26 protein-coding genes and 1 pseudogene are annotated in these 23,842 nt (G+C 36.8%); 13 read left to right on the top strand and 14 right to left on the bottom strand.

Annotated elements, in window-relative coordinates:
* Positions 1-111 precede the first annotated feature (111 nt).
* Positions 112-618 carry a type II RES/Xre toxin-antitoxin system antitoxin gene (gene parS / locus ZPR_RS01645; protein WP_041578515.1) on the top strand — a complete coding sequence of 169 codons (507 nt, stop codon included), beginning with the start codon at positions 112-114 and terminating at the stop codon, positions 616-618.
* A pseudogene (locus ZPR_RS01640) lies at positions 618-1,103 on the top strand (RES family NAD+ phosphorylase). Before parS ends, ZPR_RS01640 begins: the two are co-directional and overlap by 1 nt.
* A 111-nt stretch (positions 1,104-1,214) precedes the next feature.
* On the opposite strand, the gene ZPR_RS01635 reads toward ZPR_RS01640, so the two are convergent.
* Complete coding sequence (locus tag ZPR_RS01635) at positions 1,215-2,357, bottom strand: cystathionine gamma-synthase (RefSeq protein WP_013069854.1); 1,143 nt, start codon at positions 2,355-2,357, stop codon at positions 1,215-1,217.
* Positions 2,358-2,513: 156 nt separating this feature from the next.
* On the opposite strand from ZPR_RS01635, the gene ZPR_RS01630 reads away from it, so the two are divergent.
* The 3 genes from ZPR_RS01630 to ZPR_RS01620 all read left to right on the top strand — a co-directional run bounded on the left by ZPR_RS01630 (position 2,514) and on the right by ZPR_RS01620 (position 4,686).
* Positions 2,514-3,284, top strand: a complete 771-nt coding sequence (locus ZPR_RS01630) for a DUF3298 and DUF4163 domain-containing protein (protein WP_013069853.1) — start codon at positions 2,514-2,516, stop codon at positions 3,282-3,284.
* A gap of 159 nt (positions 3,285-3,443) precedes the next feature.
* Positions 3,444-3,797, top strand: coding sequence for an arsenate reductase family protein (locus ZPR_RS01625; protein ID WP_013069852.1), 354 nt, complete (start codon positions 3,444-3,446; stop codon positions 3,795-3,797).
* Positions 3,790-4,686, top strand: a complete 897-nt coding sequence (locus tag ZPR_RS01620; protein WP_013069851.1) for a DMT family transporter — start codon at positions 3,790-3,792, stop codon at positions 4,684-4,686. The genes ZPR_RS01625 and ZPR_RS01620 overlap by 8 nt, the downstream gene beginning before the upstream one ends.
* Before the next feature lie 46 nt (positions 4,687-4,732).
* Here the strand turns inward: ZPR_RS01620 and ZPR_RS01615 are convergent, their stop codons facing one another.
* The gene (locus tag ZPR_RS01615; RefSeq protein ID WP_013069850.1) at positions 4,733-5,224 is read right to left on the bottom strand and encodes an acyl-CoA thioesterase; all 492 of its coding nucleotides are present in this window, start codon (positions 5,222-5,224) and stop codon (positions 4,733-4,735) included.
* Between the two features lie 108 nt (positions 5,225-5,332).
* On the opposite strand from ZPR_RS01615, the gene ZPR_RS01610 reads away from it, so the two are divergent.
* The 6 genes from ZPR_RS01610 to ZPR_RS01585 all read left to right on the top strand — a co-directional run bounded on the left by ZPR_RS01610 (position 5,333) and on the right by ZPR_RS01585 (position 11,581).
* A complete protein-coding gene (locus tag ZPR_RS01610; RefSeq protein WP_013069849.1) occupies positions 5,333-6,295 on the top strand; it encodes a YheT family hydrolase in 963 nt (320 codons plus the stop codon).
* Between the two features lie 92 nt (positions 6,296-6,387).
* Complete coding sequence (locus ZPR_RS01605) at positions 6,388-7,260, top strand: YicC/YloC family endoribonuclease (RefSeq protein WP_041578514.1); 873 nt, start codon at positions 6,388-6,390, stop codon at positions 7,258-7,260.
* Between the two features lie 31 nt (positions 7,261-7,291).
* Positions 7,292-7,864, top strand: a complete 573-nt coding sequence (gene gmk, locus ZPR_RS01600; protein ID WP_013069847.1) for a guanylate kinase — start codon at positions 7,292-7,294, stop codon at positions 7,862-7,864.
* Position 7,865: 1 nt separating this feature from the next.
* On the top strand, positions 7,866-8,450 hold the full coding sequence (nadD, locus tag ZPR_RS01595) for a nicotinate (nicotinamide) nucleotide adenylyltransferase (protein WP_013069846.1): 585 nt from the start codon (positions 7,866-7,868) through the stop codon (positions 8,448-8,450).
* 349 nt (positions 8,451-8,799) lie between these two features.
* Positions 8,800-9,795 (top strand): NAD(P)H-dependent glycerol-3-phosphate dehydrogenase, encoded by a 996-nt coding sequence (locus ZPR_RS01590; protein WP_013069845.1) that lies wholly within the window; start codon positions 8,800-8,802, stop codon positions 9,793-9,795.
* Between the two features lie 121 nt (positions 9,796-9,916).
* A complete protein-coding gene (locus tag ZPR_RS01585; RefSeq protein ID WP_013069844.1) occupies positions 9,917-11,581 on the top strand; it encodes an LVIVD repeat-containing protein in 1,665 nt (554 codons plus the stop codon).
* Between the two features lie 59 nt (positions 11,582-11,640).
* Here ZPR_RS01585 and ZPR_RS01580 read toward each other — a convergent pair whose 3' ends face one another.
* The 5 genes from ZPR_RS01580 to ZPR_RS01560 all read right to left on the bottom strand — a co-directional run bounded on the left by ZPR_RS01580 (position 11,641) and on the right by ZPR_RS01560 (position 14,469).
* Complete coding sequence (locus ZPR_RS01580; protein WP_013069843.1) at positions 11,641-12,036, bottom strand: hypothetical protein; 396 nt, start codon at positions 12,034-12,036, stop codon at positions 11,641-11,643.
* Positions 12,037-12,048: 12 nt separating this feature from the next.
* Positions 12,049-12,291 carry a hypothetical protein gene (locus tag ZPR_RS01575; protein WP_013069842.1) on the bottom strand — a complete coding sequence of 81 codons (243 nt, stop codon included), beginning with the start codon at positions 12,289-12,291 and terminating at the stop codon, positions 12,049-12,051.
* Between the two features lie 19 nt (positions 12,292-12,310).
* Positions 12,311-13,330, bottom strand: coding sequence for a phenylalanine--tRNA ligase subunit alpha (pheS, locus tag ZPR_RS01570; RefSeq protein ID WP_013069841.1), 1,020 nt, complete (start codon positions 13,328-13,330; stop codon positions 12,311-12,313).
* A gap of 92 nt (positions 13,331-13,422) precedes the next feature.
* Positions 13,423-14,112: a membrane protein gene (locus ZPR_RS01565; RefSeq protein WP_013069840.1), complete on the bottom strand. Its 690-nt coding sequence runs from the start codon at positions 14,110-14,112 to the stop codon at positions 13,423-13,425.
* A complete protein-coding gene (locus tag ZPR_RS01560) occupies positions 14,113-14,469 on the bottom strand; it encodes a hypothetical protein (protein WP_013069839.1) in 357 nt (118 codons plus the stop codon).
* 56 nt (positions 14,470-14,525) lie between these two features.
* Here ZPR_RS01560 and ZPR_RS01555 point away from each other — a divergent pair, with 56 nt between their 5' ends.
* Complete coding sequence (locus ZPR_RS01555) at positions 14,526-14,963, top strand: RDD family protein (protein WP_013069838.1); 438 nt, start codon at positions 14,526-14,528, stop codon at positions 14,961-14,963.
* A 31-nt stretch (positions 14,964-14,994) separates the two neighbouring features.
* On the top strand, positions 14,995-15,543 hold the full coding sequence (locus ZPR_RS01550; RefSeq protein ID WP_013069837.1) for a CvpA family protein: 549 nt from the start codon (positions 14,995-14,997) through the stop codon (positions 15,541-15,543).
* 58 nt (positions 15,544-15,601) lie between these two features.
* Here ZPR_RS01550 and can read toward each other — a convergent pair whose 3' ends face one another.
* The 7 genes from can to ZPR_RS01515 form a co-directional block, all read right to left on the bottom strand.
* Positions 15,602-16,234 carry a carbonate dehydratase gene (gene can / locus ZPR_RS01545; RefSeq protein ID WP_013069836.1) on the bottom strand — a complete coding sequence of 211 codons (633 nt, stop codon included), beginning with the start codon at positions 16,232-16,234 and terminating at the stop codon, positions 15,602-15,604.
* A gap of 271 nt (positions 16,235-16,505) precedes the next feature.
* On the bottom strand, positions 16,506-17,255 hold the full coding sequence (locus ZPR_RS01540) for an SH3 domain-containing protein (RefSeq protein WP_013069835.1): 750 nt from the start codon (positions 17,253-17,255) through the stop codon (positions 16,506-16,508).
* Positions 17,256-17,257: 2 nt separating this feature from the next.
* Complete coding sequence (locus tag ZPR_RS01535; RefSeq protein ID WP_013069834.1) at positions 17,258-19,033, bottom strand: BatD family protein; 1,776 nt, start codon at positions 19,031-19,033, stop codon at positions 17,258-17,260.
* Positions 19,034-19,201: 168 nt separating this feature from the next.
* Positions 19,202-20,116, bottom strand: a complete 915-nt coding sequence (locus ZPR_RS01530; protein ID WP_013069833.1) for a tetratricopeptide repeat protein — start codon at positions 20,114-20,116, stop codon at positions 19,202-19,204.
* A gap of 1 nt (position 20,117) precedes the next feature.
* A complete protein-coding gene (locus tag ZPR_RS01525) occupies positions 20,118-21,161 on the bottom strand; it encodes a vWA domain-containing protein (protein WP_013069832.1) in 1,044 nt (347 codons plus the stop codon).
* Between the two features lie 8 nt (positions 21,162-21,169).
* A complete protein-coding gene (locus ZPR_RS01520; protein WP_013069831.1) occupies positions 21,170-22,174 on the bottom strand; it encodes a vWA domain-containing protein in 1,005 nt (334 codons plus the stop codon).
* A complete protein-coding gene (locus tag ZPR_RS01515) occupies positions 22,174-23,832 on the bottom strand; it encodes a DUF4381 family protein (protein ID WP_013069830.1) in 1,659 nt (552 codons plus the stop codon). Before ZPR_RS01515 ends, ZPR_RS01520 begins: the two co-directional genes overlap by 1 nt.
* Positions 23,833-23,842 lie beyond the last annotated feature (10 nt).

Below are 23,842 nucleotides of genomic sequence, written 5' to 3'. Positions count from 1 at the left end.
GCCCCTTGTTTTTTAAACAGCAAAAATTTCACGAATGCAATTTGTTCTGAATTTTAAATAAAAAATTTAATTGCAGTAATATTGTTGTGAATTAACAACAAATTGATTGTTATGCCGGTTAAAAAAAAGTCTGATAATAAATCTTTTGATACAAAAAGAAGCGTAAAAAGGGCCAGAGCGGTTAGAAAAATAAAGAACCAAAGTTGGACTATAGAGACTTCTGATAGATCATACGTTTGGAGTAGCAGGATGGAGAGGGTTTCCATTATCAGAAAAGGGCTACCCTACGAATCCATAGAATTTATCAGTAATAAATCGAATTTACCCATCAAGCATATCCTTCATTTATTGCAAATGCCACAAACAACCTACAATAAAAAAAAGAAAGACAAAGACTTGTTGAGCGGTAGGGACAGTGAATTAGTTTTAGTATTAACCGAAGTATTAGAATTTGGATTAGAGGTATTCAATTCAGAAAAAGAAAAATTTCAGCGTTGGCTACAAAAAACTAATATTTCGTTAGGTGGAGCTGCACCAATCAGTCTATTTGATTCGTTAACCGGCATTCAGGAAGTTAGGAATCGCTTAAATAGACTTGAATATGGAAATCTAGCCTAATGAGAGTATATAGGAGAGAAAGAAAAAAACATCTTGAAACCACCTTAAAGGGAATAGGAGCAGCACTTACAGAGGGTTATAGATGGAATAGCCCTAATACATTTTTAGTTTACACTTCAGAGTCCAGAGCTTTAGCAACTTTAGAAGTTTCGGTGCATTTAGATCGAAACGAAGATTTACCCACAGATCGCTATTACGTAGAAATTAATATTCCTGATGACATTGAAATACTTGAATTAAAACATAAAGATTTACCTGCTAAATGGGATTCCTAACCTCCAATTCTTGAAACGCAATTTATTGGCGATGATTTTGTAACTGATAACCAAGCAGCGGTCTTAAAAGTACCAAGCAGTATTGTAAAGCCTGAGTTTAACTATTTGATTAATCCAAACCACCCAGACGCTAAAAAGATAACCCTTATTTCGAAAAAACCCTTAAAGTTTGACGAACGCTTCAATCAAACAAAGAAAAACGAATTATAATCCTTATCTATCAAATTAACACATCAGAAAATTTTAAAATTAAAAGTGAATAAACCTGATCTTGGTTCTTTAGTCTATATTCTAATCTCTTACAGTGCAGCGGTCTAAAATTTACCCCAACGCCTGTTTTAAATCTTCTACTAAATCATCTCCATCTTCAATTCCCACACTTAAACGGATTAAACTATCCACTACTCCCGTTTTTTCCCGCTCTTCTTTTGGGATGGAGGCATGTGTCATACTCGCAGGATGCCCTGCTAAAGATTCCACCCCACCTAAAGATTCGGCCAAGGTAAACACCTTCAGATTTTCAAGTATTTTAACGGCACTTTCAGCGGTTCCCTGCGTAGTCGAAAAAGAAATCATCCCGCCAAAACCTTTCATTTGCTTTTTAGCAATTTCATGATTGGGATGATCTTCAAAACCTGGCCAGTTTACCTGTGCAACTCCCGGATGCTCCTTTAAAAACCGAGCTATTTTCTCTCCATTTTCGCAGTGGCGTTGCATTCTTAAATGTAAAGTTTTAATTCCGCGTAGTACCAAAAAGCTATCCTGCGGACCGCAAACACCGCCGCTAGCATTTTGTATAAAATACAATTTATCGGCAAGCGCTTTATCTTTTACAACAAGCCCACCCATTACTACATCACTATGGCCGCCCAAATATTTAGTCGCACTATGCATCACAATATCGGCTCCCAAATCCAAGGGCTGTTGTAAATAAGGTGTTGCAAAAGTATTGTCTACCGCTAATAAAATATGATGTTTTTTCGCAATTTTAGCAGTAGCTTCGATATCGATAATATTCATCATTGGGTTAGTTGGTGTTTCTACCCAAATGAGCTTTGTATTTTCATTGATATATGATTCGATATTCTCGGCTTCCTGCATACCTATAAAATGAAATTTAATGCCCAGATTTTCAAATATCGAAGTAAACAAACGATAAGAACCGCCATAAAGATCATTAGTACTTACTATCTCGTCTCCCGGTTTAAATAATTTTATCACCGCATCGATTGCTGCAAGTCCAGAACCAAAAGCCATCCCATAATCACCATTTTCGATACTGGCCAGAGAACGCTCTAAAGCGGCACGGGTTGGATTACCACTTCTGGAATATTCAAAGCCTTTATGTCCTCCGGGGGTGCTTTGCGCGTATGTACTGGTTTGATAGATGGGTGGCATCACTGCATTATAGGCAGGATCTACATTTTTCTGGCCACCGTGTATCGTTTTGGTATTAAATTTCATAACAGGTTATTTGGTAAAGCACTAAGCTGAAGAGACAGCTTAAATACTGATTTTCGTTAAATTAAAAATCTTATAAGCAAAAATAAGCTTCGCATTGGCAATGCCAAAATTGCTACGTACTTTAGCAAAAAAATAACCTAAAATCCGAAAATTATTTTGAAAAAATTTCTTTTAGTGCTGCTTGCCAGCCTGATGCTGTATGCCTGTGAAGAAGAGAAAAAAGAAAACCTTATTTTCACCAATTATAATATAGAAAAGGCTTACAAAAAATGTAATCCAGAAAAAGGGAACTGTACTTTCATCAATCTGAATTTCCCTGTTGCCAAAGGAAAGGAGACGGTTGCCAAAAAGATCAATGATTCTATAGAACATCATATTATAGAGATCGTTTCAGGTTTTAACCCGGATAATAACCCAGAGACCATGGAAGAAATGGTTGATGGTTTTATTGCAAACTATGGTTCTTACCGTGAAGATTTTCCCGAAACCGATATCCCGTGGGAAGCGACTGTTTTTGCTGAAATAACCTCGGAAACTCCAAAATTACTGAGTATCGATTTCAATTCTTACACCTTTACCGGTGGTGCCCATGGCTACGGAAGCAATACCTATATGAATTTTAATCCTGAAACCGGGGCAGTCTATACTCATAAGGATCTTTTTACGCCAGCCTTTAAAGATTTTGTAGAAAAAGACTTTAGAAATAAAGAAAACATTCCTGAAGGAGAGAATATCAACAGTACGGGAATGTTCTTTGAAAATGATGAATTTCACCTTCCTGCAAATATTGGTTTTAGGAACGATAAACTTATCCTCACTTACAATCCATACGAGATCGCTGCTTATGTTGAAGGCCAGAAAACCTATGAGTATAATTTGAATGAAGTCTCTAACTATTTAAAAATAGATTTTTCAGAAAAGGAATAGCGTATTTATGGATCGTCTGCGATGAATCTGAAAAACTTTTACAATTTCGAATTATCCCGGTAATCATCAGCATCGGGATTTTTATTCCCGTTTGGGATACCAATAAATTGCAAGAGCTCTTTTAAAGTTTTTTCTTTGTACTCCTAAACAAAAAATGAAATGAAAAAGATCTATTACCTTTCTACCTGTGATACCTGTAAACGAATCCTTAACGATATCGAAGCTCCGGCTGATTTTGAACTTCAGGATATCAAAACCGATGAAATAACTAAAAAGCAAATTGAAGAAATGCAGGCGCTTGTAGGAAGTTATGAATCACTTTTTAGCAAAAGAGCAAGACTTTACAAAGAACGTGATCTTAAAAACAAGGATCTTAGCGAAGAAGATTACAAAGCCTTAATCTTAGAACATTATACTTTTTTAAAACGTCCCGTAATCATTAACGGTAAAGAGATTTTTATTGGCAATGCTAAAAAAAACGTAGCTGCTGCTAAAGAATCTATCCATGGATAAACGCTTACTGGCCATTTTTGCCGCTACCGGAGCCAGTGCAATTTATGGCTTAAATCATACGATTGCCAAGGGCGTAATGCCTTCGCATATCGAAGCTTTTGGATTCATTATGCTACGCGTTTTAGGCGCAGCTATTTTATTCTGGATATTAAGTCCGTTTGCTCCCAAAGAAAAAGTCGAAAAAAAAGACTGGCCAAGAATGCTTTGCTGTGCCATTTTTGGTATGTGCATTAATATGCTATTCTTTTTTAAGGGTTTAAGCCTTTCTACCCCGATCAACAGCTCGGTAATCATTACCGTTTCGCCGGTTATGGTTCTTATTCTGGCATCGATCATCTTAAAAGAAAAAATCACCCTTTTAAAAGGAGTGGGGATTGCTTTTGGGTTATCGGGAGCTTTAGCTCTGGTTGTTTTTAGTACCGATAGTGTGACCAATGCGCCAAATATTCCGCTGGGCAATTTGATGTTTATAGTTAATGCTTTTTCATACGGATTATACCTGGTAATCGTAAAGCCACTTACCAAAAAATACCACGCCATCACTCTTATGAAATGGCTTTTCTTGATGGGCGTTTTTCTTAATTTGCCGGTTACCTATTCTGAATTTGTTGCGGTAGACTGGTTTCATTTACCTTTCGATGCGATTTGGCGAATGGCTTTTGTCGTTGCCGGCACCACATTTTCTACCTACCTACTAAACATTTATGCACTAAAGCAATTATCGGCTTCAACAATAAGTGTGTTTATTTATTTGCAACCTTTAATCGCAATTATTTATGCCATTTTAGTAGGTGCTGATCAATTAACAACAATAAAAGTTGCTGCCGGACTACTGGTTTTTGTTGGGGTTTATCTGGTAAGTTTTAAAAAAACAAAAACCCGGGCATAGCCGGGTTTCAAAATATTAAATCGGTATATTCTATTTTTACGTTGCTTTATGTTAGCAACTCGGGATCGATATCCTGTGGTTTTCTACCATGCTTTCTGGTGTCTTCTTTAGTAAGTACTTTAAAATCATCGGTATGCGTTAGACTATCCAGATTCTCAACCATCTCTGGAGGTAAGCCAGTTAGTTTTCTTTCCTTTAAGTCTATCCAACCACCCATCATCTCACAACTGGCAAAATTTCTTCCTTTGCTATCATAAAAATTATGCACAAATTCAAAATACATACCATCTTCAGAAAGTCCTTTTAACTGAAGGCTCACTTTTACCGGCTCTCCCGCAAAAACTTCTTTAAAATAATACACGTGTTCATAAAACACTACCGGACCAAGATTATGCTTTGCCAGATCTTTCTGTCCAAAGCCATTCTCCATTAAAAATCCCATTCGGGTGTGGCTCATAAAATTGATATAAGCCGTATTGGCTAAATGTCGGTTAGCATCGATATCACTCCAGCGTATTTCAAATTCTTTGGTATACATAATTTTTCTTTCAATTTTATAGAAAAGCTAAATTACAAATATTTACTATGCATGCATAAAGATTTTATGTTAGAATGTTTAGTAAAAAATTTTTCGGAAATTTGAAGCATGCCAGTAATCGAAAGTACCTATACAGCCCCTCACCTATTTAAAAATCCGCATATCGCTACCATTTTTGCGGCTACCTTAAGAAAGGTGAATTTTACAACTGAAAAACGGGAGCGTTTAGAACTAAGCGATGGTGACTTTTTAGATCTGGATTGGGCCTTTTCTAAAAAACAGACCAAAAAATTAGTGATCGCAATGCATGGGCTGGCTGGAAATGCCAACCGCCCGTATATGCTAGGAATGGGTAAAATCTTTACCAACAATAGCTGGGATTACTGCGCAATGAATTTTAGAAGTTGTAGCGGCGAGATCAATAGATTATACCGAAGCTACAACGCCGGTGCTACCGAAGACTTAGAGGATGTGCTAAATTATGTTTTAAGGAAAAATAACTACGAACAAATTGCCCTAATAGGCTTTAGTCTTGGCGGCAATCTTTTATTAAAATATTTAGGAGAGCGTGATCAACTACCGCAGCCAATAAAAGTAGCCGTTGCGGTTTCTACGCCATGTGATCTTGGCGCCAGCCTGGAAGCACTAAATCTTCCTAAAAATAAATTATACAGTAAGCGTTTTGAGAAGAATTTAAAAGACCAGCTTTTTGAGCGGCAACTGGCTTTCCCAAAAGAACTCGAAAAACAACAAATATCTGCCTGTAATTCGCTATTGGCAATCGATGAGCTTTATACGAGTCGTGCGCATGGTTACACTTCAGCTTCAGAATATTATAAAAAATGTAGTTGTCTTCAGTTTTTGCCCAATATCAAGATCCCTACACTTCTTTTAAATGCTGAAAATGATACTTTTTTATCTTCCGCATCATTTCCAAAGAAAATAGCGCAAGAATCAACATTTCTATATTTAGAAACACCAAAACATGGGGGACACGTAGGCTTTATTCAGTATAAAAAAATATATTATCAGGAAGAAAGAGCGCTTCAATTTACCCAAAATCACCTATAGTCTTTTATAGCTTCCTTTATTCAGCTAAATTATTCCATAGTCTTTGCGCTGCTTAAGAATTGATTATCTTTGCACAACCGTAAAAATGAAGCATGATTCAATCAATGACAGGTTTTGGGAAAAGTGTACTCCAGCTTCCCAATAAAAAGATTACCATAGAGATTAAATCTTTAAATAGTAAAAATCTGGATTTAAATGCCAGAATCCCATCGCAATATCGTGAAAAAGAGTTGATAATGCGAAACACGATTTCTTCGGCTTTAAAACGCGGCAAGGTAGATTTCTCCCTTTATGTAGAACAATCTGGTGATGAAACATCGGCTTCTGTAAATGCAGAAACGGTAAAAAATTACATTAAGCAAATGCAGGATTTAAACTTGCCAAACATAGGCAGCAAGCATGATATCCAGCTTTTAGAAATTGCCATGCGCTTACCTGATGCCTTAAAAACGGAACGTGAGGAAATTGATGAAACCGAATTTGCTGAAATAGAAAAAGCCTTAGAAGAAGCGCTTGCTGAAATTAATGAATTTAGAACTGCCGAAGGTGCGGCTTTAGAAAAGGACCTCAAACTTCGCGTTAGCAATATTGCTGATTTGCTGAATGAAATTATGCAGATTAACCCGGAACGTGTAGAGAATGTGCGGGAACGTCTTCGTAAAGGAATTGAGGATTTAAAAGAAAATGTAGACGAAAATCGCTTTGAGCAGGAATTGGTATACTACATCGAAAAATACGACATCACAGAAGAAGAAGTTCGACTTAAAAACCACCTCTCTTATTTTACCGAAACACTGGATACAGAAGACAGCAACGGTAGAAAATTAGGATTTATTGGCCAGGAAATGGGGCGTGAAATTAATACCATCGGTAGTAAAAGTAACTATGCTCCAATGCAGCAACTGGTAGTACAAATGAAGGACGAGTTGGAAAAAATTAAAGAACAGGTCTTAAACGTACTATAATAGCATTTATACCAAATTAAAGTAAAGCACCATGAAAGAAGGGAAGCTAATTGTATTTTCAGCTCCGTCTGGTTCAGGCAAAACCACTATTGTTAGACATCTCTTAAAACAGGATGATTTAAAGCTTGATTTTTCCATCTCGGCAACCTCTCGTGCCCCCCGTCCTAACGAAATTGATGGTAAGGATTACTATTTCCTATCTTTAGAAGATTTTAAAAAGAAGATTAAAAACGACGAATTCCTGGAATGGGAAGAAGTTTATCGCGATAATTTTTACGGAACGCTAAAAGCTGAAGTGGAGCGAATTTGGGAAAAAGGAAAACACGTTATTTTTGATATTGATGTAGTGGGCGGTTTAGATATAAAAAAGATCTACCCTGAAAAAACCCTGGCTGTTTTTGTAAAACCACCGAGTATTGAAGAGTTAAAAATCAGGTTAAAAAAACGTAAAACTGAATCGATGGACAAAATCAATATGCGTGTGGCCAAAGCCAGTATCGAGCTTGCCACCGCACCGCAATTTGATTTTATAATCGAAAATAATGATCTGGAAGTCGCTTTAAAAGAAGCCCATGACCTGGTTGCAGATTTTATAAAAAAGTAAGATGAATAAAAAAATCGGACTTTTCTTTGGAACATTTAACCCCATCCATATTGGGCATGTAATTATCGCAAACCATATGGCCGAGTTTTCAGACCTTGATGAAGTATGGCTGGTAGTGACTCCGCATAACCCCCATAAAAAGAAAAGTACGCTTTTAGATAATCATAACCGCCTGGATATGGTATTTATGGCCTGTGAAGAATTTGAGCATTTACAGCCCAGCGATGTAGAGTTTAGATTAGAGCAGCCTAATTATACGGTAAAAACCCTGGCACATCTTCAAGAAAAATATCCAACAAATGAGTTTTGCCTTATTATGGGGGAAGACAATCTAAAGACCTTCCATAAATGGAAAAATTATGAGGTAATTTTAGACAATCATTCGCTGTATGTATATCCAAGGAAATCCGGTGGAAAGGTCGAAAATCAATTTAAAGATCATCCAAAAATCACCCGCGTAGATGCTCCGGTTATAGAAATTTCTGCAACATTTATTCGGGATTCCATAAAAGAAGGTAAGTTTATAAAACCTATGTTACCGGCGAAAGTCTGGGAATACGTAATTCATAACAACTTTTATAAATAGCAGAAAAAAAGAATCTAGATTATAGATTCGCTTTACTACCAAAGTTAAAATAACGACAGTCAAAACTAATAGTAGATAGGCTAAATAGCGAAAGGCTAGCAATTAAAAAACCGCCCTGTATCTCTCATACAAGGCGGTTTTCAAACTAAATAACCAACCAAAAAAACTAAGAAATCTTCTCTGGTTTAGGAGAAGAACAATTTAATAACGCAGGGCGTTCTATTAAGATTGTCTTTAAAGACCGCTATTTTGTGTTAAATTTTTGCCATACTTAGCCCCATACCGACTTCAGAAATTTTAAAGCCCTTTATAATCTTTATTTTTGCAGTACGTACAACAAACCAAACACATGAGTACAACTTCTAATATAGCTGTTATTGGCGGAGGTAGCTGGGCAACCGCGATCGTAAAAATGCTAACCGAAAATCTTGAAAAAGTACATTGGTACATGCGAAGCGTTTATGCGGTAGAACATTTAAAAAGACACGAACACAACCCTAATTATCTTAGCGATGTAGAGTTTAATATTAATCAGCTTCAACTTAGCAATGATATTAACGAAATAGTTGATTCTGCCGATGTCTTGATTTTTGCTATTCCTTCTGCATTTTTAAAATCTGAATTAGATAAACTTACTGTTCCTTTAGAAGGGAAAACGATATTTTCAGCAATAAAAGGGATTGTACCTGAAAGCAGCTTGATTGTTGGAGAACACTTCAATAAATTTTACAATATCGGTTTTGAGAACATCGGGGTAATTACCGGCCCATGTCATGCTGAGGAAGTAGCTTTAGAGCGTTTATCCTATTTAACAATTGCCTGTAGTGATGAGGATAAAGCAAAAATGCTGGCCGGCTTCTTATCGAGTGATTACATCAAGTGTAAAACCAGCGACGATATTGTTGGAACTGAATATGCTGCGGTTTTAAAAAATATTTATGCAATTGCTGCAGGAATTGCTCATGGGCTTGGATATGGTGATAACTTCCAGAGTGTCCTAATGAGTAATGCTATTCGTGAGATGAAAAAATTCATCAAGAAAGTACACAAAATGAAGCGTAATATTAATGATTCTGCTTATTTGGGTGACCTTTTAGTCACCGGATATTCTGTATTTAGTAGAAATAGAATGTTTGGGAATATGATCGGAAAAGGCTATACCGTTAAAAGTGCACAAATGGAAATGAGCATGGTTGCCGAAGGCTACTACGCTACTGCCAGTGCTTATAAAATCAATGAAGAACGTAAAGCAAAAACACCAATTATCAATGCGGTTTACACCATACTTTATGAAGGAAAAAACCCTAAAAAGACCTTTAAAAAACTTGCCGACAAACTGGATTAACTGGTAGCCAGATAATGACCACTTATCTCTTACAGGCGTCGATTAAACGAAAAAGAACTAACGGGCGTCTATTTCTTAATTACATTTAATGCATAATTTAAAATCCTTATAAAAAAATACAATGAGTAAAAGACTTCTAGCAGGATGGATTATCCTATCTATCCTGGTTATTTCATGTAGTGACAGCAACAACAATTTTGATGAGAACGAATACACTCAGGAAAATTTCAAAATTAACAATGATGCCGGAACATTAGAAAACGTATTGAACCGAAATGGTGCGGGAGTATTGAGTATTTCTTCCATCACTGCGATCAAAGCAAATCGTTCAAAACAAGCGGTTGAAGACGAAGATCCGCAGGTAAGCAATATCGCTTTAGAGCAAATTGCTACTGTAGATCCACCAATTGTAGACGGAACAACACTTAGAGCAAGCCATGTAAAGATCGATGGAAATTACGCCTATGTAACCTATATGATGGAAGGCGAAGCCTATCTTGGGGGTGTAGATATTATTAATATTGAAGACAAGACCAATCCTTTTGTGACTAGCCGGGTAACTTCAGATATTGTAGATTTTACCTCTGCCTATTTCAGCAATGGTAGATTATACTTTGCTTCTGCAGTAGATACTGATGAACTTTTAAATCTCGAATACCGGGCGAATCTTGGATATGTAAATGTCTCGGCAGGGAACTTTTTACAAAACTTTCAATTAAAACCTATTGAAGGAAATGTTGCGGTTGATATTTCAGGTTTTGACGATAAAATTATTGGTGTTAGTGGTGCTACTGGTGTTTTAGGTCTCTATGATGCAGTAAGTTTGGAAACTATAGCAGAACAACCTATACCAGACCTTAGATCGATAGCTTACGGAAATAACAAAATTGCCGTGTTAAGTGGAAGTGAAGGCCTAGCCATGTATAATCCCGGAGACCTTTCTGTTTTGAATAGAATTAACACTCCAAACCTAGCCAGTGAATCTAAACGAACCATTGCATTTAAAGATCAGGCAATTTTAGTTGCTGAAGGTGGTAATGGAGTAGGCATATACGATAGTAATTCCGGAAATACATTGCAACAATTAAGTATCCCCCTACCTGTTGATTCAGCATATGATAGTGAGGATGTGGTTACAAATGCAGTTTCTATTGCCGGAGATTTTATTTTAATGGCCAACGGCGGTGCCGGATTTGGAATTGCCAAACTGGATGAAAACAATACTCTTGTAGAAGAAGGTATTGTTGATTTAGAAGGCTCTTCTAATTACATCCAATCTGATGGCGATTATATTTTTGTAGCCTCTGGAACTGGCGGATTAAAAATCATCAAAGTTAGTCAACCAGAAGCAACTGATAATTTTGCAGCATGCGAATCTTATGATGTTTATAGAGGAAACTCCAACTTAAATGTAAATAGCAATCAGGTTATGGCATATCGTGGTGCTGCAACGCTAAAAAACCTAAATGTTGGTGGAGATTTCACTTTCTGCGGATCGATAAACATTCAAAACAGTACTAATCTTGACAGCCAGGGAACATTTAATATGCGTGGCGCAATGGCCGTAGGAATTTTTGGAAGAAATCATGATCTTAATATCAATAGTGGTTCTGTTTTAAGAATAGAAGGAACTCTTGTGGTATACGGAAATTTAAACCTAAATAGCGGATCGACTTTAGAGTTTGTTGGAAACGGCTCCAGGATCCATGTATTTGGAAACGTAAGGCAAAATAGTGGTAGTACTGTAATTGGAAACTACATCGACACTTCTAATAAACTTAAGTAAGCATAGTTAGAAAAACACATAAAAAAAGCCTCTGAAAACAGAGGCTTTTTTTATGTGTTTTATTCTGCTAAAATGCCCATCTTGGGTATAATTGGCAAGTCTTTTTGTTTGTCTTTGCTAACGGTATTTTTCTTAAAAACAAACGTCTTTTCAAACATCTTATGCTCAGCAAAAAAAGTCACCTGATACTCGTTAGTAAGCTCTAAAACTGCATCCTGAATAAATTCTATCTTCGCGAAAGAATGTGGTGGTAATTTTTCAAGTTTGTGGCGCATCACCGATGTTTCTTTGGTACCATCATAACCTTTAGCTACGATCAGGATCATTTCAATAGAAACATTCTTATTATTAATGATATAAGCATTCCACTCCTCTGCCTGAAATTCTTCATTAAATTCCCTTACCGCAGCAACATGAACTTTTTCAACCTTAGGAATTTCTATATCCTTTTTCAAAATACAATCTTTTTAAGATTCGCTTTCAAATTTTTCCTCCCACTTATGTTTAATCATATGCCAAAGCACAAACAATACTACTGCAGCAATCGCCAATACAATTAAACCTATGGTAATTTTTAAAACCGCTATGGCTAAATAGGCGGCAACACCTAAAACTATTACCGCAAGAATAATAAAACCAGACTTTTTCATAAGCTCCATTTTTGCGGTAAGTTCGTATTTTAAAAGCTGTTGTTCTCTCAACAAACTCATAAAATCTTTCTGTCAGAACTTAGATAGACGATTTAAACTGTTCCAGGAATCGCACATCGTTCTCATAGAACATACGAATATCGCCAATTTGATAAAGCAACATCGCGATACGTTCTATCCCCATTCCAAATGCAAAACCAGAATATTCTTTAGGGTCGATATTACAGTTCTTTAGGACGTTAGGATCTACCATACCGCAACCTAATATCTCTAACCAGCCAGTTCCTTTTGTTATTCTATAATCGGTTTCTGTTTCAAGCCCCCAGTAAATATCCAACTCGGCACTAGGCTCTGTAAATGGAAAATAAGAAGGTCTTAGCCTAATCTTAGATTTTCCAAAAAGCTGCTTGGTGAAATATAAAAGTGTTTGCTTTAAATCGGCAAACGAAACATTTTTATCAATATAAAGTCCTTCTACCTGATGGAAAATACAATGAGAACGAGCAGAAATAGCTTCGTTCCTAAAAACACGCCCGGGAGAAATTGTTCTGATTGGTGGCTTATTATCTTCCATATATCTTACCTGTACCGAAGAAGTATGTGTTCTTAGTAGAATATCTGGATCGGTTTGGATAAAAAATGTATCCTGCATATCTCTTGCCGGATGATACTCCGGTAAGTTTAATGCGGTAAAGTTATGCCAGTCGTCTTCGATCTCTGATCCTTCAGAAACATTAAAACCTATATTAGAAAAAATCTCTATGATTTGATTTTTCACTATTGAAATAGGATGACGGGAACCAATCTCTAAAGGTTCTGATGGTCTGGAAAGATCACCATAAACGCCTTTTTCTTCTTCCAGGCTGTCCAAACGCTCTTTTAGCTCGTCTACTTTTTCCTGTGCAGCCGTTTTAAGTTCGTTAACCGTTTGTCCAAAATCTTTCTTTTGTTCGTTAGGAACGTTCTTAAATTCAGCAAAGAAGCCGTTAAGAATACCTTTTTTACCAAGATATTTTATTCTGAAATTTTCAATCTCCTCTTTTGTCGTAGCATTAAAGGCTTTAACATCAGTAATATGTTCCTTAATCTTATCAATCATAGATACCATTCTTATAAGATGGCAAATTTATAAAAATTTACGCCTATAGCCCTTATTAAAAACCGATAAAACAAAAGCCCGGAAAGAGAAAATTAATCGAACTGATTTATAACTTTTGAAGTTTCGGCATCGTGAAAAACATACTTCATTAAGAAGAAGACCGAAAAAGCGCCAAAGCTATGCCACAACCAGTGCGTTCCCATAGAGAAATGAATATAACGATCTAATACCCGAAAGCTTATGGCCATTATAAAGCTAATTACTGCAAAAGCCATAAACCTAAAATGCTTAAACCTTGTTTGATAAACATGAATGCCAATAGGCAATAATAGTCCAATGGCCGTAGCGATATACGAGTAGGTTTGGCCATGTGATCTAAACGGAATAAAACGTACTCCTAAAACCAATAAAAGCACCAACAACATCAACCCCAGTACCTGCCTTTTTTTAGAACTGGCTTTAGAAGCAAAATAAAGTGATGCCGATAAACATAGAATATCGATGGGCACCCAATCCATTAAAAGCCAGATTTCATGACTTCTTGTTGCATGATATATCGTACCTCCAATCCATCCTATAAACAAAACAGGTAAAGCAAAACTTAGAAATAACTGAGCCCTGAAATTTTTGTAGACACGGTACGAAAAATAAATTACGATCGCTAAAAAGAAAATATTGCTGAAAGTGTTAAAGGGTTCTACAGGAAATCTTCCCGCTACAGTTTCAGTATAGATAGGCCCAGAATCGTTGGGGAAATCGGTGAAAAAAAGCAACGCGTTCATTTAAGATATATATTCTTTTTCAAGAAAATATTGCACAATAGCTTCTTTCATCAAAACACTTTGCTCTCCAGCTTTTAAATTGGGAAGCTGCTCTAACACCTTATAATGTGGCCAACCATCATCATCAAAATAATCAAACTCATAATATCCGTAAGGCTCCAATAACCTACAAATTGCAATATGCATTAAATCGACTTTTTGATCTTTTTTAAAACGACGGTGCAATTGCCCAAGTTCCTGTACCCCTATAATATAAATTACAGCATCTAACTCCATAACCTCCCCATCAGCAAATTGATTTGCTAATTTTTGCTGAAGGTTTTCCCACCGCTCTTTTAATTTCTCGTCTCTTGCCATGCTGCAAATATAAGTTTTGCGATCAAATTATTTATATTTGATTAGATATCATTAACATGGATAATTTTGAACCTCAGAAAGAACCAAAACCTAAATATATTAGCAGAAGATTCCTAGCTGGCTGTATTGATTATACTATTGTAAATACGATTGCTTTTATGTTCATTTTTACCGTAGGGACACCAGACAACGAAGGAGTTTATCATCTAGAAGGTTTACCTTCACTAATCCCTATATTATTTTGGTTATTTTTGATCGTCTGTACCGAGACCTGGTTTGGTGCAACCGTAGGAAATTCGATGGTACGATTAAAACCTGTAACACTTTCCGGATATGCTACAAACATAAGTTTTACCCAGTCTTTACAAAGGCATCTTTTAGATCCTATTGACATGTTTTTCTTTGGAGTTGTGGGGATCCTGGTTATTCAAAGTTCAGATAAAAATCAAAGATTAGGTGATATTTGGGCAAAGACTACTGTAACAAAATATTAAATAAATTTACCAATAGCGAAAAGAAAAGCCTATGAACACCATAGATATTATCCTGGGAATTGTTTTGTTATACGGACTTATTCGGGGGTTCTTTCGTGGACTTTTTGCTGAAGTTGCCGCCCTTGTAGGGTTGATTGCCGGGATTTACGGAGCGATTTATTTTAGTTATATTTTAAGTGATTTTTTGGCCAGACATGTAAACTGGGACGAAGGTGCGATTAACCTGTTCGCTTTTGCCATCACTTTTATTCTTATTCTTTTTTTGGTGACCCTGGCAGGAAAATTTTTAACAAAAGTGGCCAATCTAGCTGCATTAGGAATGATAAATAAAATTTTAGGAGCAGTTTTTGGGCTTTTAAAACTAGCATTTTTAGCCAGTGTCGTGATTATGTTTTTTAGGGCTACAGAAGAACAAATTGATCTGGTTGAAGATAAAACTATTGAAGAATCTGTACTTTACCAACCTATAGCAATGCTCGCTCCTGTACTATTGCCCACTATTTTAAAAGAAGCCAGAGAACGTGATATCTGGAATCCCCTGGACAATTCTGAAGCTAAAGAAGACCAGCAAGGTGAATGAAATCTAAGATAAAGCAGAAATTCAAAATATATCTTTTCTTCCCATAACGATATAAAACCTAGAATTTTAAATTATAAACTTCATCTAAATTTTCATTCCCGGTTAAGTGAACATTAAGATCTTTTACGATACCAGTACCAACTCCATAAACCCAACCATGAATCACCACTTTTTGTTTATTTTTCCAAGCATTTTGTATAATTGAGGTTTCAGCAAGATCATACACCTGCTCGATTACATTCAATTCTACAAAGCGATCCCAACGCGCTTTTTCATCTTTTATCGTCTCCAGTTCGCGAACATGCATTTTATAAATGTCCTTTATATGACGAATCCAGTTATCGATTAAACCTATAGATTGATTATCCATAGCAGCTTTTACCCCACCACAGCCATAATGACCGCATACAATTATATGCTGCACTTTTAAAGCGTTTACTGAGTAGTCTAGCACGCTTAACATGTTCATATCGGTATGAATGACCATATTGGCAATATTACGGTGTACAAAGACTTCGCCAGGCTGCGTACCGATAATTTCGTTCGCAGGGACGCGACTATCCGCACAACCTATCCATAGTAAAGGAGGTTGTTGACCATTCTCTAACCGCTTAAAAAATTCGGGATCTGAGTCCAGCTTACTGCTCACCCATTGCTTGTTATTTTCTAAAATCTGCTTATAAAAATCCATTTTACTTTTGTCTACAAGTAAGTCTTGACATTAATTGCAAAAATACCGAATAACTTTTGGGCTGTACTACTTTTCTAATTTAGTTATCAGCAGAATCTTGAATTCTTGACTTTAAGTATCGAAAACTTATTGATATTTTCAAAGATATGACAACTATCGAGGATAAGTTCAGGTTAACGGTATCTGCTTATGATTCGGTATAACCATTCAATATTTTACCCTTATCAAAAAGAAAAGGAACCTATACCAAGAGCTTCGGTAAAAAGTAATCTTACAGTTCTTTTAGATTTTCTTTTAGCATCCAGCCTTGTTTACCGTCGGCTATTTCAATTTTATACCACTCCTGATATTTTTCCAACAACTTGGCTTTAGTGCCTTCATGTAATAAAAAAGCAGGTTCCCCTCTTAGGTTGGGTTCACTTCTAACCCCGGCTTCTTCAGCAAAAACAATGGCGTAATTATTATTTAGTTGAATATTTTGCTGGCTAAAAGCAAAGTATACGGAAACGATACAAAGAAGTATAGAAACCATTGAGGTAATAAAAAAAATACGTTTTGAGAGCGTAGTCCTTCCGTAATAATAAAACAAAAATAAAATAACGAAAAGCACCATAAACACAATAGCCAGCATGGCCCAGGTATTAAAACTAAATGTAGCGATTAGATCATCTATAGTCTTAGCAATACCTGTACGTTGTACATTTTCGATATCGTCCATTGCCATATTTCTGGCAAACTGAATGTTATTTTTTACATCGGCATCGTTGGGTGCTAATTGCAGTGCTTTCTCATAATAGTATATGCTTGGAGCGATATGATTTAATTTGTAATGGGCATTTGCAAGATTGTAATATAAGGATACAGCAGTTTCGCCTTTATCCAAAATACTTTCATATTTTTTAATCGCATCTTCGTAATTACCATCGGCATAGGCTTTATTTGCCTGCTCAAAAAGTGCCTCATTTTGCCCAAAACCAATTGTAGTGCAAAAAACCAGCAGGATAAAAAAGATCTTTTTCATAATTACAATTGTTTATCTAAAGTTGATATTACATTGGCCGCCTTATCATAATCCTGTTTCATGGTATCCATAGATGCCGGCGTATACCTTGCAAATTCGCAACTTTTTAAAATCTCGATAAATTGAGTGGTTGTAGCTTGATCTACCCCCCTTTCTGTAAGAATTTCATTAATTCTCTCTTTGCTCATTTCACCGGTCTGGATATGCAATTTTGCTTTTAGATAATTATGCATTGCTCTTTCCAAAGCAATATAGAATTCCTGTTGCTGTCCAAGATTTTTTCGAGCTTCAGAAAGATATTTTCTTGCCAATTTATCTGCTTTCCGGATTCGGTTTCCGGTGATATCATTTGCTCTTGCTTCACGCTTCTTACCAAACATAATAATCAGTGGAAGTATGAGCAAAGGAATTATTAAAAGCGCCCAAAATAACCAGGATCTAAAAAATGCTGGTGCATTTAAAGGCTTTAGATTGGCATTAAGTTTTATATATCTAAACTGGTCACCACTAAGATTTACCGGCTGTTTATTCGAAGCTACCGTATTGTTATCCTTAGTAGCCGAATTAGTTGGCGCCCCAACAGGACCATTTTCAACATCAATAACGATATCATCTGTACTTATGCTTTTATAAGTCTCAGATCGCGGATCAAAATAAGAAAAATTTAGTCCAGGAATTGGATATTTACCTTTACGAGTGGGCACAATGGTATAATCTTCTGTAAGACTTCCCTGAGTCCCATTTAATGTGGAGCTAAAGTTCTCTTTTCTTTCCGGCTCATATATCTCTAATGAACTAGGAACCGTAAGGTCTGGTAACTCAAAAAGCATTAAGTTACCACGACCTCTAACTTTTACTGAAGCGGTTAGTGATTCCCCGGCATCTAAGGTGGTTTTACTTGGATCTACACTAAACTCGAAACTTCCTACTGCACCGGTGAAATTTGCAGGTTTGCCCTGAGTGGGTAATGGCTTCACATCGATTTCACGGCTTGCTGAAGTTACTCGTTTCTCGACTGTTTGATAAATGACGCCTCCAAAAATACTTCTACGCTGACTAGGAACATCTACAGAAACTGAAATGGCAACTGGATCGATCTCTAATTTTCCGGTTTTTTGGGGATATAAAAGTGTTTTATAAACTACCGCATAGCGATAGGGTTCGCCTCTATAAGTGCCTTGCTCAAATCTGTACCCATTCATATTTAAGGTCTGACTCCAAAAATCGGGAAAGCTAGGATTATCTAACATCCTAAAATTACTTATCCCTATTCTTTCACTCACATAAAGTTTATAAGTCACGGTAACTGCCTCATTAAGATAAGGATTGGGTTTCGATACTTCGGCAACAAAATGCAAGTTATCTTCCGGTACAATGGCAGCATCATTACCATCCTGAGGTCGCTCTACGGCATCCCCAACCTCTACATTTACCGGTGAAGTTTTATAAACTGTCCCGGCGACGGTAACCTGTGCCTGCCCGATCGTTTTAGTCCCTTTCGAATTGGGCTCAAGATAATAGCTATAGGTTTTAGAAAAGGTACTCTTCCCATTCACCCAACTGTTGCTTACCTGCTGGTTTGGTCCTCCCACTACTTTAAAACCTGTAAAGGAAGGTGGAGTAAAGTTATCCCCGTCTTTATTCATATTGAAATCAACACGTAAACGCTCGTTGATACCAATCTGCTCCCGGCTAACTTCTGCTGTAAACTTTACCTGTGCAGAAAGAAGTGAGGTCGTAAATAGAAACAGACTTAATATTATTAACTTTAATTTCATTTGTAAACCTTAATTCTAATCTAGATCTAGTTAATAAACTAACCTCAGGACAAGCACATGAGGCATGTATTAGAAAATTATTTTTTATTTCACGGCATCCCAATCGCTGCAGCTACCGGGATCACAACCTGAACATCTAATCTCGATTATCGAGCAAAATTTAGAATGTTACCAGTCTTTATCTGACCGTGTTTTAACAGCTTTAGCTTTTTCGGCATTCATCTTATCCTGAGTTTTCTCTTCCTGGTTATTCATAGCTTCAAGCAGATTTTTAATCTGTTGTGGCGAAAGCTGTCCTTGTGCAGGTTGAGGTTGCTGCTGTTTTTGCTGATCGGGTTTTCCCTTTTGATCTTTTTGATCTTGATCTCCTTTATTTTGTTCGTTAGGATCCTGATCCTGGGGCTTTTCATTTTCCTGATCTCCTTCTCCATCTTTTGGATCCTGTTTTTCGTTATCACCTTCGTCTTTAGGTTTACCGTCCTGATCCTTATCTTCTCCTTTGTCTCCCTGATTGTCCTGGTCCTGATCTTTCTGATCTTCGTTTTGGTCTTTATTATCCTGGTTGTCCTGATTATCGTTATTATCCTTGTTTTGCTGTTGCTCTTCTTCAAGTTTCTTTTTCGCTAAAGCAAGGTTATAACGGGTTTCATCGTCCGTAGGATCATTTCGCAACGCATTCTTATAAGCTTCAACAGCTTCCTTATATTTTTTCTGCTTCATAAAAGAATTACCAAGATTATGATTTATCTTATGGCGGTCTTCTTTATTTTCAGAAACTTTATTGGCTTCCACAAACCTGGATTGAGACTCTCCAGACTTCTCACGATTATAATACAGGTTTCCCATATTATATTTTGCTGTGGTATTTGATGGATCTTTGGCTATGGCCTTTCGGTAAGCAGCTTCAGCTCCGGCAAAATCATTTTCACTTAACGCTTCTTCAGCTTGGTTCATATAAGCATTTGCTTCCTTAATAAGTTTTTCCGTCTCGTCATTTTGCTGGGCAATCCCGACCCTAGAAAAAAGCAATATTAAAATCAGGAAAAAAGAGTGTTGCGCAAATGTCATTTTAGCAGTTCTCATATTAATCCTTTTTTGTTTCATTAAACAAATTAAGCTTTTTAATCCACGCCGTACTTCTCTCCAAGAGAAATAAGTCTAAAAACAGAAATATAAAGCAAAGCCCTAAAAACCACTGAAAATGCGATTGATAATCGGCAAATTGTTTCGCTTCAAATTCTGTTTTCTCTATGTTCTTTAACAAATCCTGTACCGTTTCTGCAACCTTGGCAGTTACATTCCCTTCGATATATTCTCCATTCGCTTCAGATGCGATTTGCTGCAGGGTATTAGGATCAAGTTTTGTAATGACGGTTTCCCCGTTTTGATCTTTTTTATAATTCTGAACCACCCCATTTCTTTTAATAGGAATTGGGCCTCCTTTTTCGGTTCCCACGCCAATGGTATAAATTCTAATCCCTTTCTCAGCAGCTTCATCAGCAATAGATTCTACATTACCTTCATGATCTTCACCATCACTGATAATGAAGAGTACTCGATTTGTTTGGTTATCATCATCATAATAGGTTGTAGCCAGATCGATTGCATCACCAATAGCGGTTCCCTGAGAGCTTATCATATCGGTATTTAAGGCCTGGAGGAACATTTTTGCAGCTGCATAATCTGTAGTAATAGGTAACTGCGGAAATGCACTTCCTGCATAGGCTATAATCCCTACACGATCACTGCCTAAACCTCCTAAAATTTGCCTTACAATTTGCTTCGACTTTTCCAGACGGCTGGGAGCGATATCTTCGGCATCCATACTTTTAGAAACATCGATCGCAAAAACAATATCTACTCCTTCGCGTTTAACCGTTTCCATAGTGGTTCCCATTTTAGGGTTTACCAGAGCAACGACCAAACAGGCCAGCGCCAAACAAACTAAAATCAATTTAAGCATAGGCTTAAAATTCGATTTATTGGGCGCCAGTTTTTGTAAAAGCTCATCACTGGCAAAGCTTTTACGGGCTTTTCTTTTCCAGATTAACAGGAAAATAAAAAGTACCAGTATCACCGGGATAACCAGAAACAGCCAAAAATATATTTCTTCTTCAAATACTAACATCACAAGCCTTATATAAAACTTCTAAATAGGGTATACCTCAACAACAATTCGAATAGTAATAGTGCGCCGGCAAGTAATGCAAAAGGGCGAAATTTCTCGTCGTAATTGGTATACTTAAATTCTTCGATTTCTGTTTTTTCTAATTGATCGATTTCATCATAGATATCCTCCAACTTCTCGTTATTGGTGGCTCTAAAATATTTTCCTCCCGTCTCATCAGCAATTTGTTTTAATAGATCTTCATCGATCTCTACCTGGCGATTACCAAATTGAAAACGACCATTAGCTGCAATACCTACGGGAGTTAACGCCATACCATTTGTACCAACCCCAATCGTATACACTTTAATACCAAACTCCTTTGCTAATTCACTAGCCACTTTTGGATCGATAAAACCTGAATTATTTACCCCATCGGTAAGTAAAATAATCACTTTACTTTCGGCTTTACTATCTTTTAGTCGATTCACCGAAGTAGCCAAACCTGAACCTATTGCTGTACCACTTTCTAAAATATTATTAAACTCAACATCTTCCAATGCGCGTAACACAACCGATTTATCACTGGTAATTGGTGTTTTGGTAAAACTTTCTCCGGAATAAAGCACTAATCCTATACGATCTGAAGGCCGGCCTTTTATAAATTCTTCACCTACCGCTTTTGTAGCTTCTAAACGATTTGGCTGTAGGTCTCTTGCCAGCATACTGGCCGAAACATCTATTGCCATTACGATATCAATCCCCTGGGTACTGTTGGTTCGGGTAGAAACATCTACTGTTCTTGGCCTTGCCAAAGCAACGATTAATAAAGCCAGCGCCAATATCCTTAAAATGAAAAGAACGGGTCTTAATTTTGCCAAAATACTGGATTTAGCTTTAAACCCCTGAATACTTGACATCCTTAGTGCCGGTGTTTGCAGATTTCTTTTCCAGAAATACCATGCGATCGCCACCGGAAGTAAAATAAACAACCAGAAAAACTCAGGATTTTCGAAAGTGAAATTCGCAAACATTAATTATTCAATTTTATAAGTTCTACTGAATTAATGATCCTTCCAGAGATTTCGTCAGCATAACTGTCGTCTTCATCGTAAATTACAGTGATTTGCTGGAAGCCACCATTTTCAGCAAAATTCAAAATACTATATTTTTTAGGTTTAATTTCGTCGTTCACAGGATTCTTTATTTCCAGGGTACCAAATACTTTTACACCCTTAGCCCCATTTACCGTGGTAAATTCTTCCTGTTTCATTACAATATTTTGGGCTCCCTGATTTTCTAATTCCTTATAAACACCATCTACTCCCGTTTTAAGATCAAACTGGTCTTTTTTGGTGAAGATGCGGGTACTTAAACTGGTATAAAAATTACTCACCAAACTACCAAAAGCAAACATTTGTGCATCGGCATAAGTTTGGGTAGCATCTTTGCTTAATTCCATTTCCTTTCTCACCAAGACCTCTGGAGTAGTTATGACTACGGGCGGCGTACCATATTCACTTCTAATCCACTCCCCTTCCAGTAATTCTTTGGTAGGATGCCCCCAGTAGGTATCGATCACATAATCCAGTCCTTTGGAGCTAATCAAAACGGCCAAAGCAATAAATATCACCAAAACACCGCCAGAAATACCAAAAATCAATCGTTTCTTACGCTTTTTCGACAGTTTATTCTGGCGATATTCTTCGTCCTGCATAAGCTCTTCTTCACTTGGCTCTGGCATCGACGATTTAACATCATTAATAATCATCCGCGTTTTGTTACGATCCTCTTTTGCTGTAATTACATCAGGTCGGGATCCTGCAAATTTCGCCAAATCGGCCCTTTGTAGAATCTGTTTTAAATTCTGCAGTGTTTTTCCATGTAAATGAAGTACACCCGATTTTTGTTGCGCTTCCAGAAAATCTATTAACTCGGTCGAAGTACTCTCCATCGCACGATCATATACCTTTTCATCTAAATAACGTCTAACGGCATAGGTTAATCTCGAATAATACTCTTTAACCTCTCTATTTTCTATAAGCGTACTTTTATCTAGCTCATCTAGGTCTTTCATCGCCTGCTCGTATGGCGGTAATTTATTTTCCAGCGCTTTTTCTCTTCTGCGTTTTATAAAAAAGAATACTGAAACGCCCAATATCACTAGAATTAATAATAGCCACCAAACCCAAACTGGGATACTAAAACTTTTTGGAACTTCTACCGAAGGCTTTATAGGGTACATTTGCTGTTGCGTAGTATCTACAGCAACATCGGCCACCTCAACACGCATTGAATCAGTTAAAAATGGCTTATTATTTATGATAATTCTTTGCTGCGGAATGGTATAAGAACCTGAGTCGAATTGTGTAAGGCTGTATTCTTTAAGAAGCTGAAATTTATTTTGTACCCTGGTCGTATCGGCGCCCAAGGATTCCACCACTTCTAAAGGGGAGAAAGTATTCCCTTCGGGAAAAACCACCAGGTTTGTAGAATCGGTTTCCACATTGATTTGGTATAAAATCTGCTCCCCAATTTTAATCTGAGCCGTATCAATACTTGCTGAAACCTGAGCTTCCTGCGCCATTGCAGGTAAAGCAAAAAAAGCAACGGCAATAATTAATATGGCCTGAAACTGCTTTTTAAAAGAATGTTTTTTATAAATAAAATCTAACAATTTATTTTTTTTCATCTTTATACGC

It is taken from the genome of Zunongwangia profunda SM-A87 (assembly GCF_000023465.1).
In the GTDB taxonomy this organism is placed as follows: Bacteria; Bacteroidota; Bacteroidia; order Flavobacteriales; family Flavobacteriaceae; genus Zunongwangia; species Zunongwangia profunda.
This window is presented reverse-complemented; position numbering and strand designations above follow the sequence as displayed.

Coding starts and splice junctions, on each gene's coding strand:
- ZPR_RS01565 (WP_013069840.1), bottom strand. CDS start 14,112: ATGAACGCGTTGCTTTTTTTCACCGATTTCCCCAACGATTCTGGGCCT.
- ZPR_RS01550 (WP_013069837.1), top strand. CDS start 14,995: ATGAACACCATAGATATTATCCTGGGAATTGTTTTGTTATACGGACTT.
- ZPR_RS01605 (WP_041578514.1), top strand. CDS start 6,388: ATGATTCAATCAATGACAGGTTTTGGGAAAAGTGTACTCCAGCTTCCC.
- ZPR_RS01560 (WP_013069839.1), bottom strand. CDS start 14,469: ATGGCAAGAGACGAGAAATTAAAAGAGCGGTGGGAAAACCTTCAGCAA.
- ZPR_RS01535 (WP_013069834.1), bottom strand. CDS start 19,033: ATGAAATTAAAGTTAATAATATTAAGTCTGTTTCTATTTACGACCTCA.
- ZPR_RS01610 (WP_013069849.1), top strand. CDS start 5,333: ATGCCAGTAATCGAAAGTACCTATACAGCCCCTCACCTATTTAAAAAT.
- ZPR_RS01525 (WP_013069832.1), bottom strand. CDS start 21,161: ATGTTAGTATTTGAAGAAGAAATATATTTTTGGCTGTTTCTGGTTATC.
- ZPR_RS01520 (WP_013069831.1), bottom strand. CDS start 22,174: ATGTTTGCGAATTTCACTTTCGAAAATCCTGAGTTTTTCTGGTTGTTT.
- gmk (WP_013069847.1), top strand. CDS start 7,292: ATGAAAGAAGGGAAGCTAATTGTATTTTCAGCTCCGTCTGGTTCAGGC.
- ZPR_RS01615 (WP_013069850.1), bottom strand. CDS start 5,224: ATGTATACCAAAGAATTTGAAATACGCTGGAGTGATATCGATGCTAAC.
- ZPR_RS01585 (WP_013069844.1), top strand. CDS start 9,917: ATGAGTAAAAGACTTCTAGCAGGATGGATTATCCTATCTATCCTGGTT.
- ZPR_RS01515 (WP_013069830.1), bottom strand. CDS start 23,832: ATGAAAAAAAATAAATTGTTAGATTTTATTTATAAAAAACATTCTTTT.
- ZPR_RS01575 (WP_013069842.1), bottom strand. CDS start 12,291: ATGAGTTTGTTGAGAGAACAACAGCTTTTAAAATACGAACTTACCGCA.
- ZPR_RS01620 (WP_013069851.1), top strand. CDS start 3,790: ATGGATAAACGCTTACTGGCCATTTTTGCCGCTACCGGAGCCAGTGCA.
- nadD (WP_013069846.1), top strand. CDS start 7,866: ATGAATAAAAAAATCGGACTTTTCTTTGGAACATTTAACCCCATCCAT.
- ZPR_RS01590 (WP_013069845.1), top strand. CDS start 8,800: ATGAGTACAACTTCTAATATAGCTGTTATTGGCGGAGGTAGCTGGGCA.
- ZPR_RS01625 (WP_013069852.1), top strand. CDS start 3,444: ATGAAAAAGATCTATTACCTTTCTACCTGTGATACCTGTAAACGAATC.
- ZPR_RS01555 (WP_013069838.1), top strand. CDS start 14,526: ATGGATAATTTTGAACCTCAGAAAGAACCAAAACCTAAATATATTAGC.
- ZPR_RS01540 (WP_013069835.1), bottom strand. CDS start 17,255: ATGAAAAAGATCTTTTTTATCCTGCTGGTTTTTTGCACTACAATTGGT.
- ZPR_RS01635 (WP_013069854.1), bottom strand. CDS start 2,357: ATGAAATTTAATACCAAAACGATACACGGTGGCCAGAAAAATGTAGAT.
- parS (WP_041578515.1), top strand. CDS start 112: ATGCCGGTTAAAAAAAAGTCTGATAATAAATCTTTTGATACAAAAAGA.
- pheS (WP_013069841.1), bottom strand. CDS start 13,330: ATGATTGATAAGATTAAGGAACATATTACTGATGTTAAAGCCTTTAAT.
- ZPR_RS01530 (WP_013069833.1), bottom strand. CDS start 20,116: ATGAGAACTGCTAAAATGACATTTGCGCAACACTCTTTTTTCCTGATT.
- can (WP_013069836.1), bottom strand. CDS start 16,234: ATGGATTTTTATAAGCAGATTTTAGAAAATAACAAGCAATGGGTGAGC.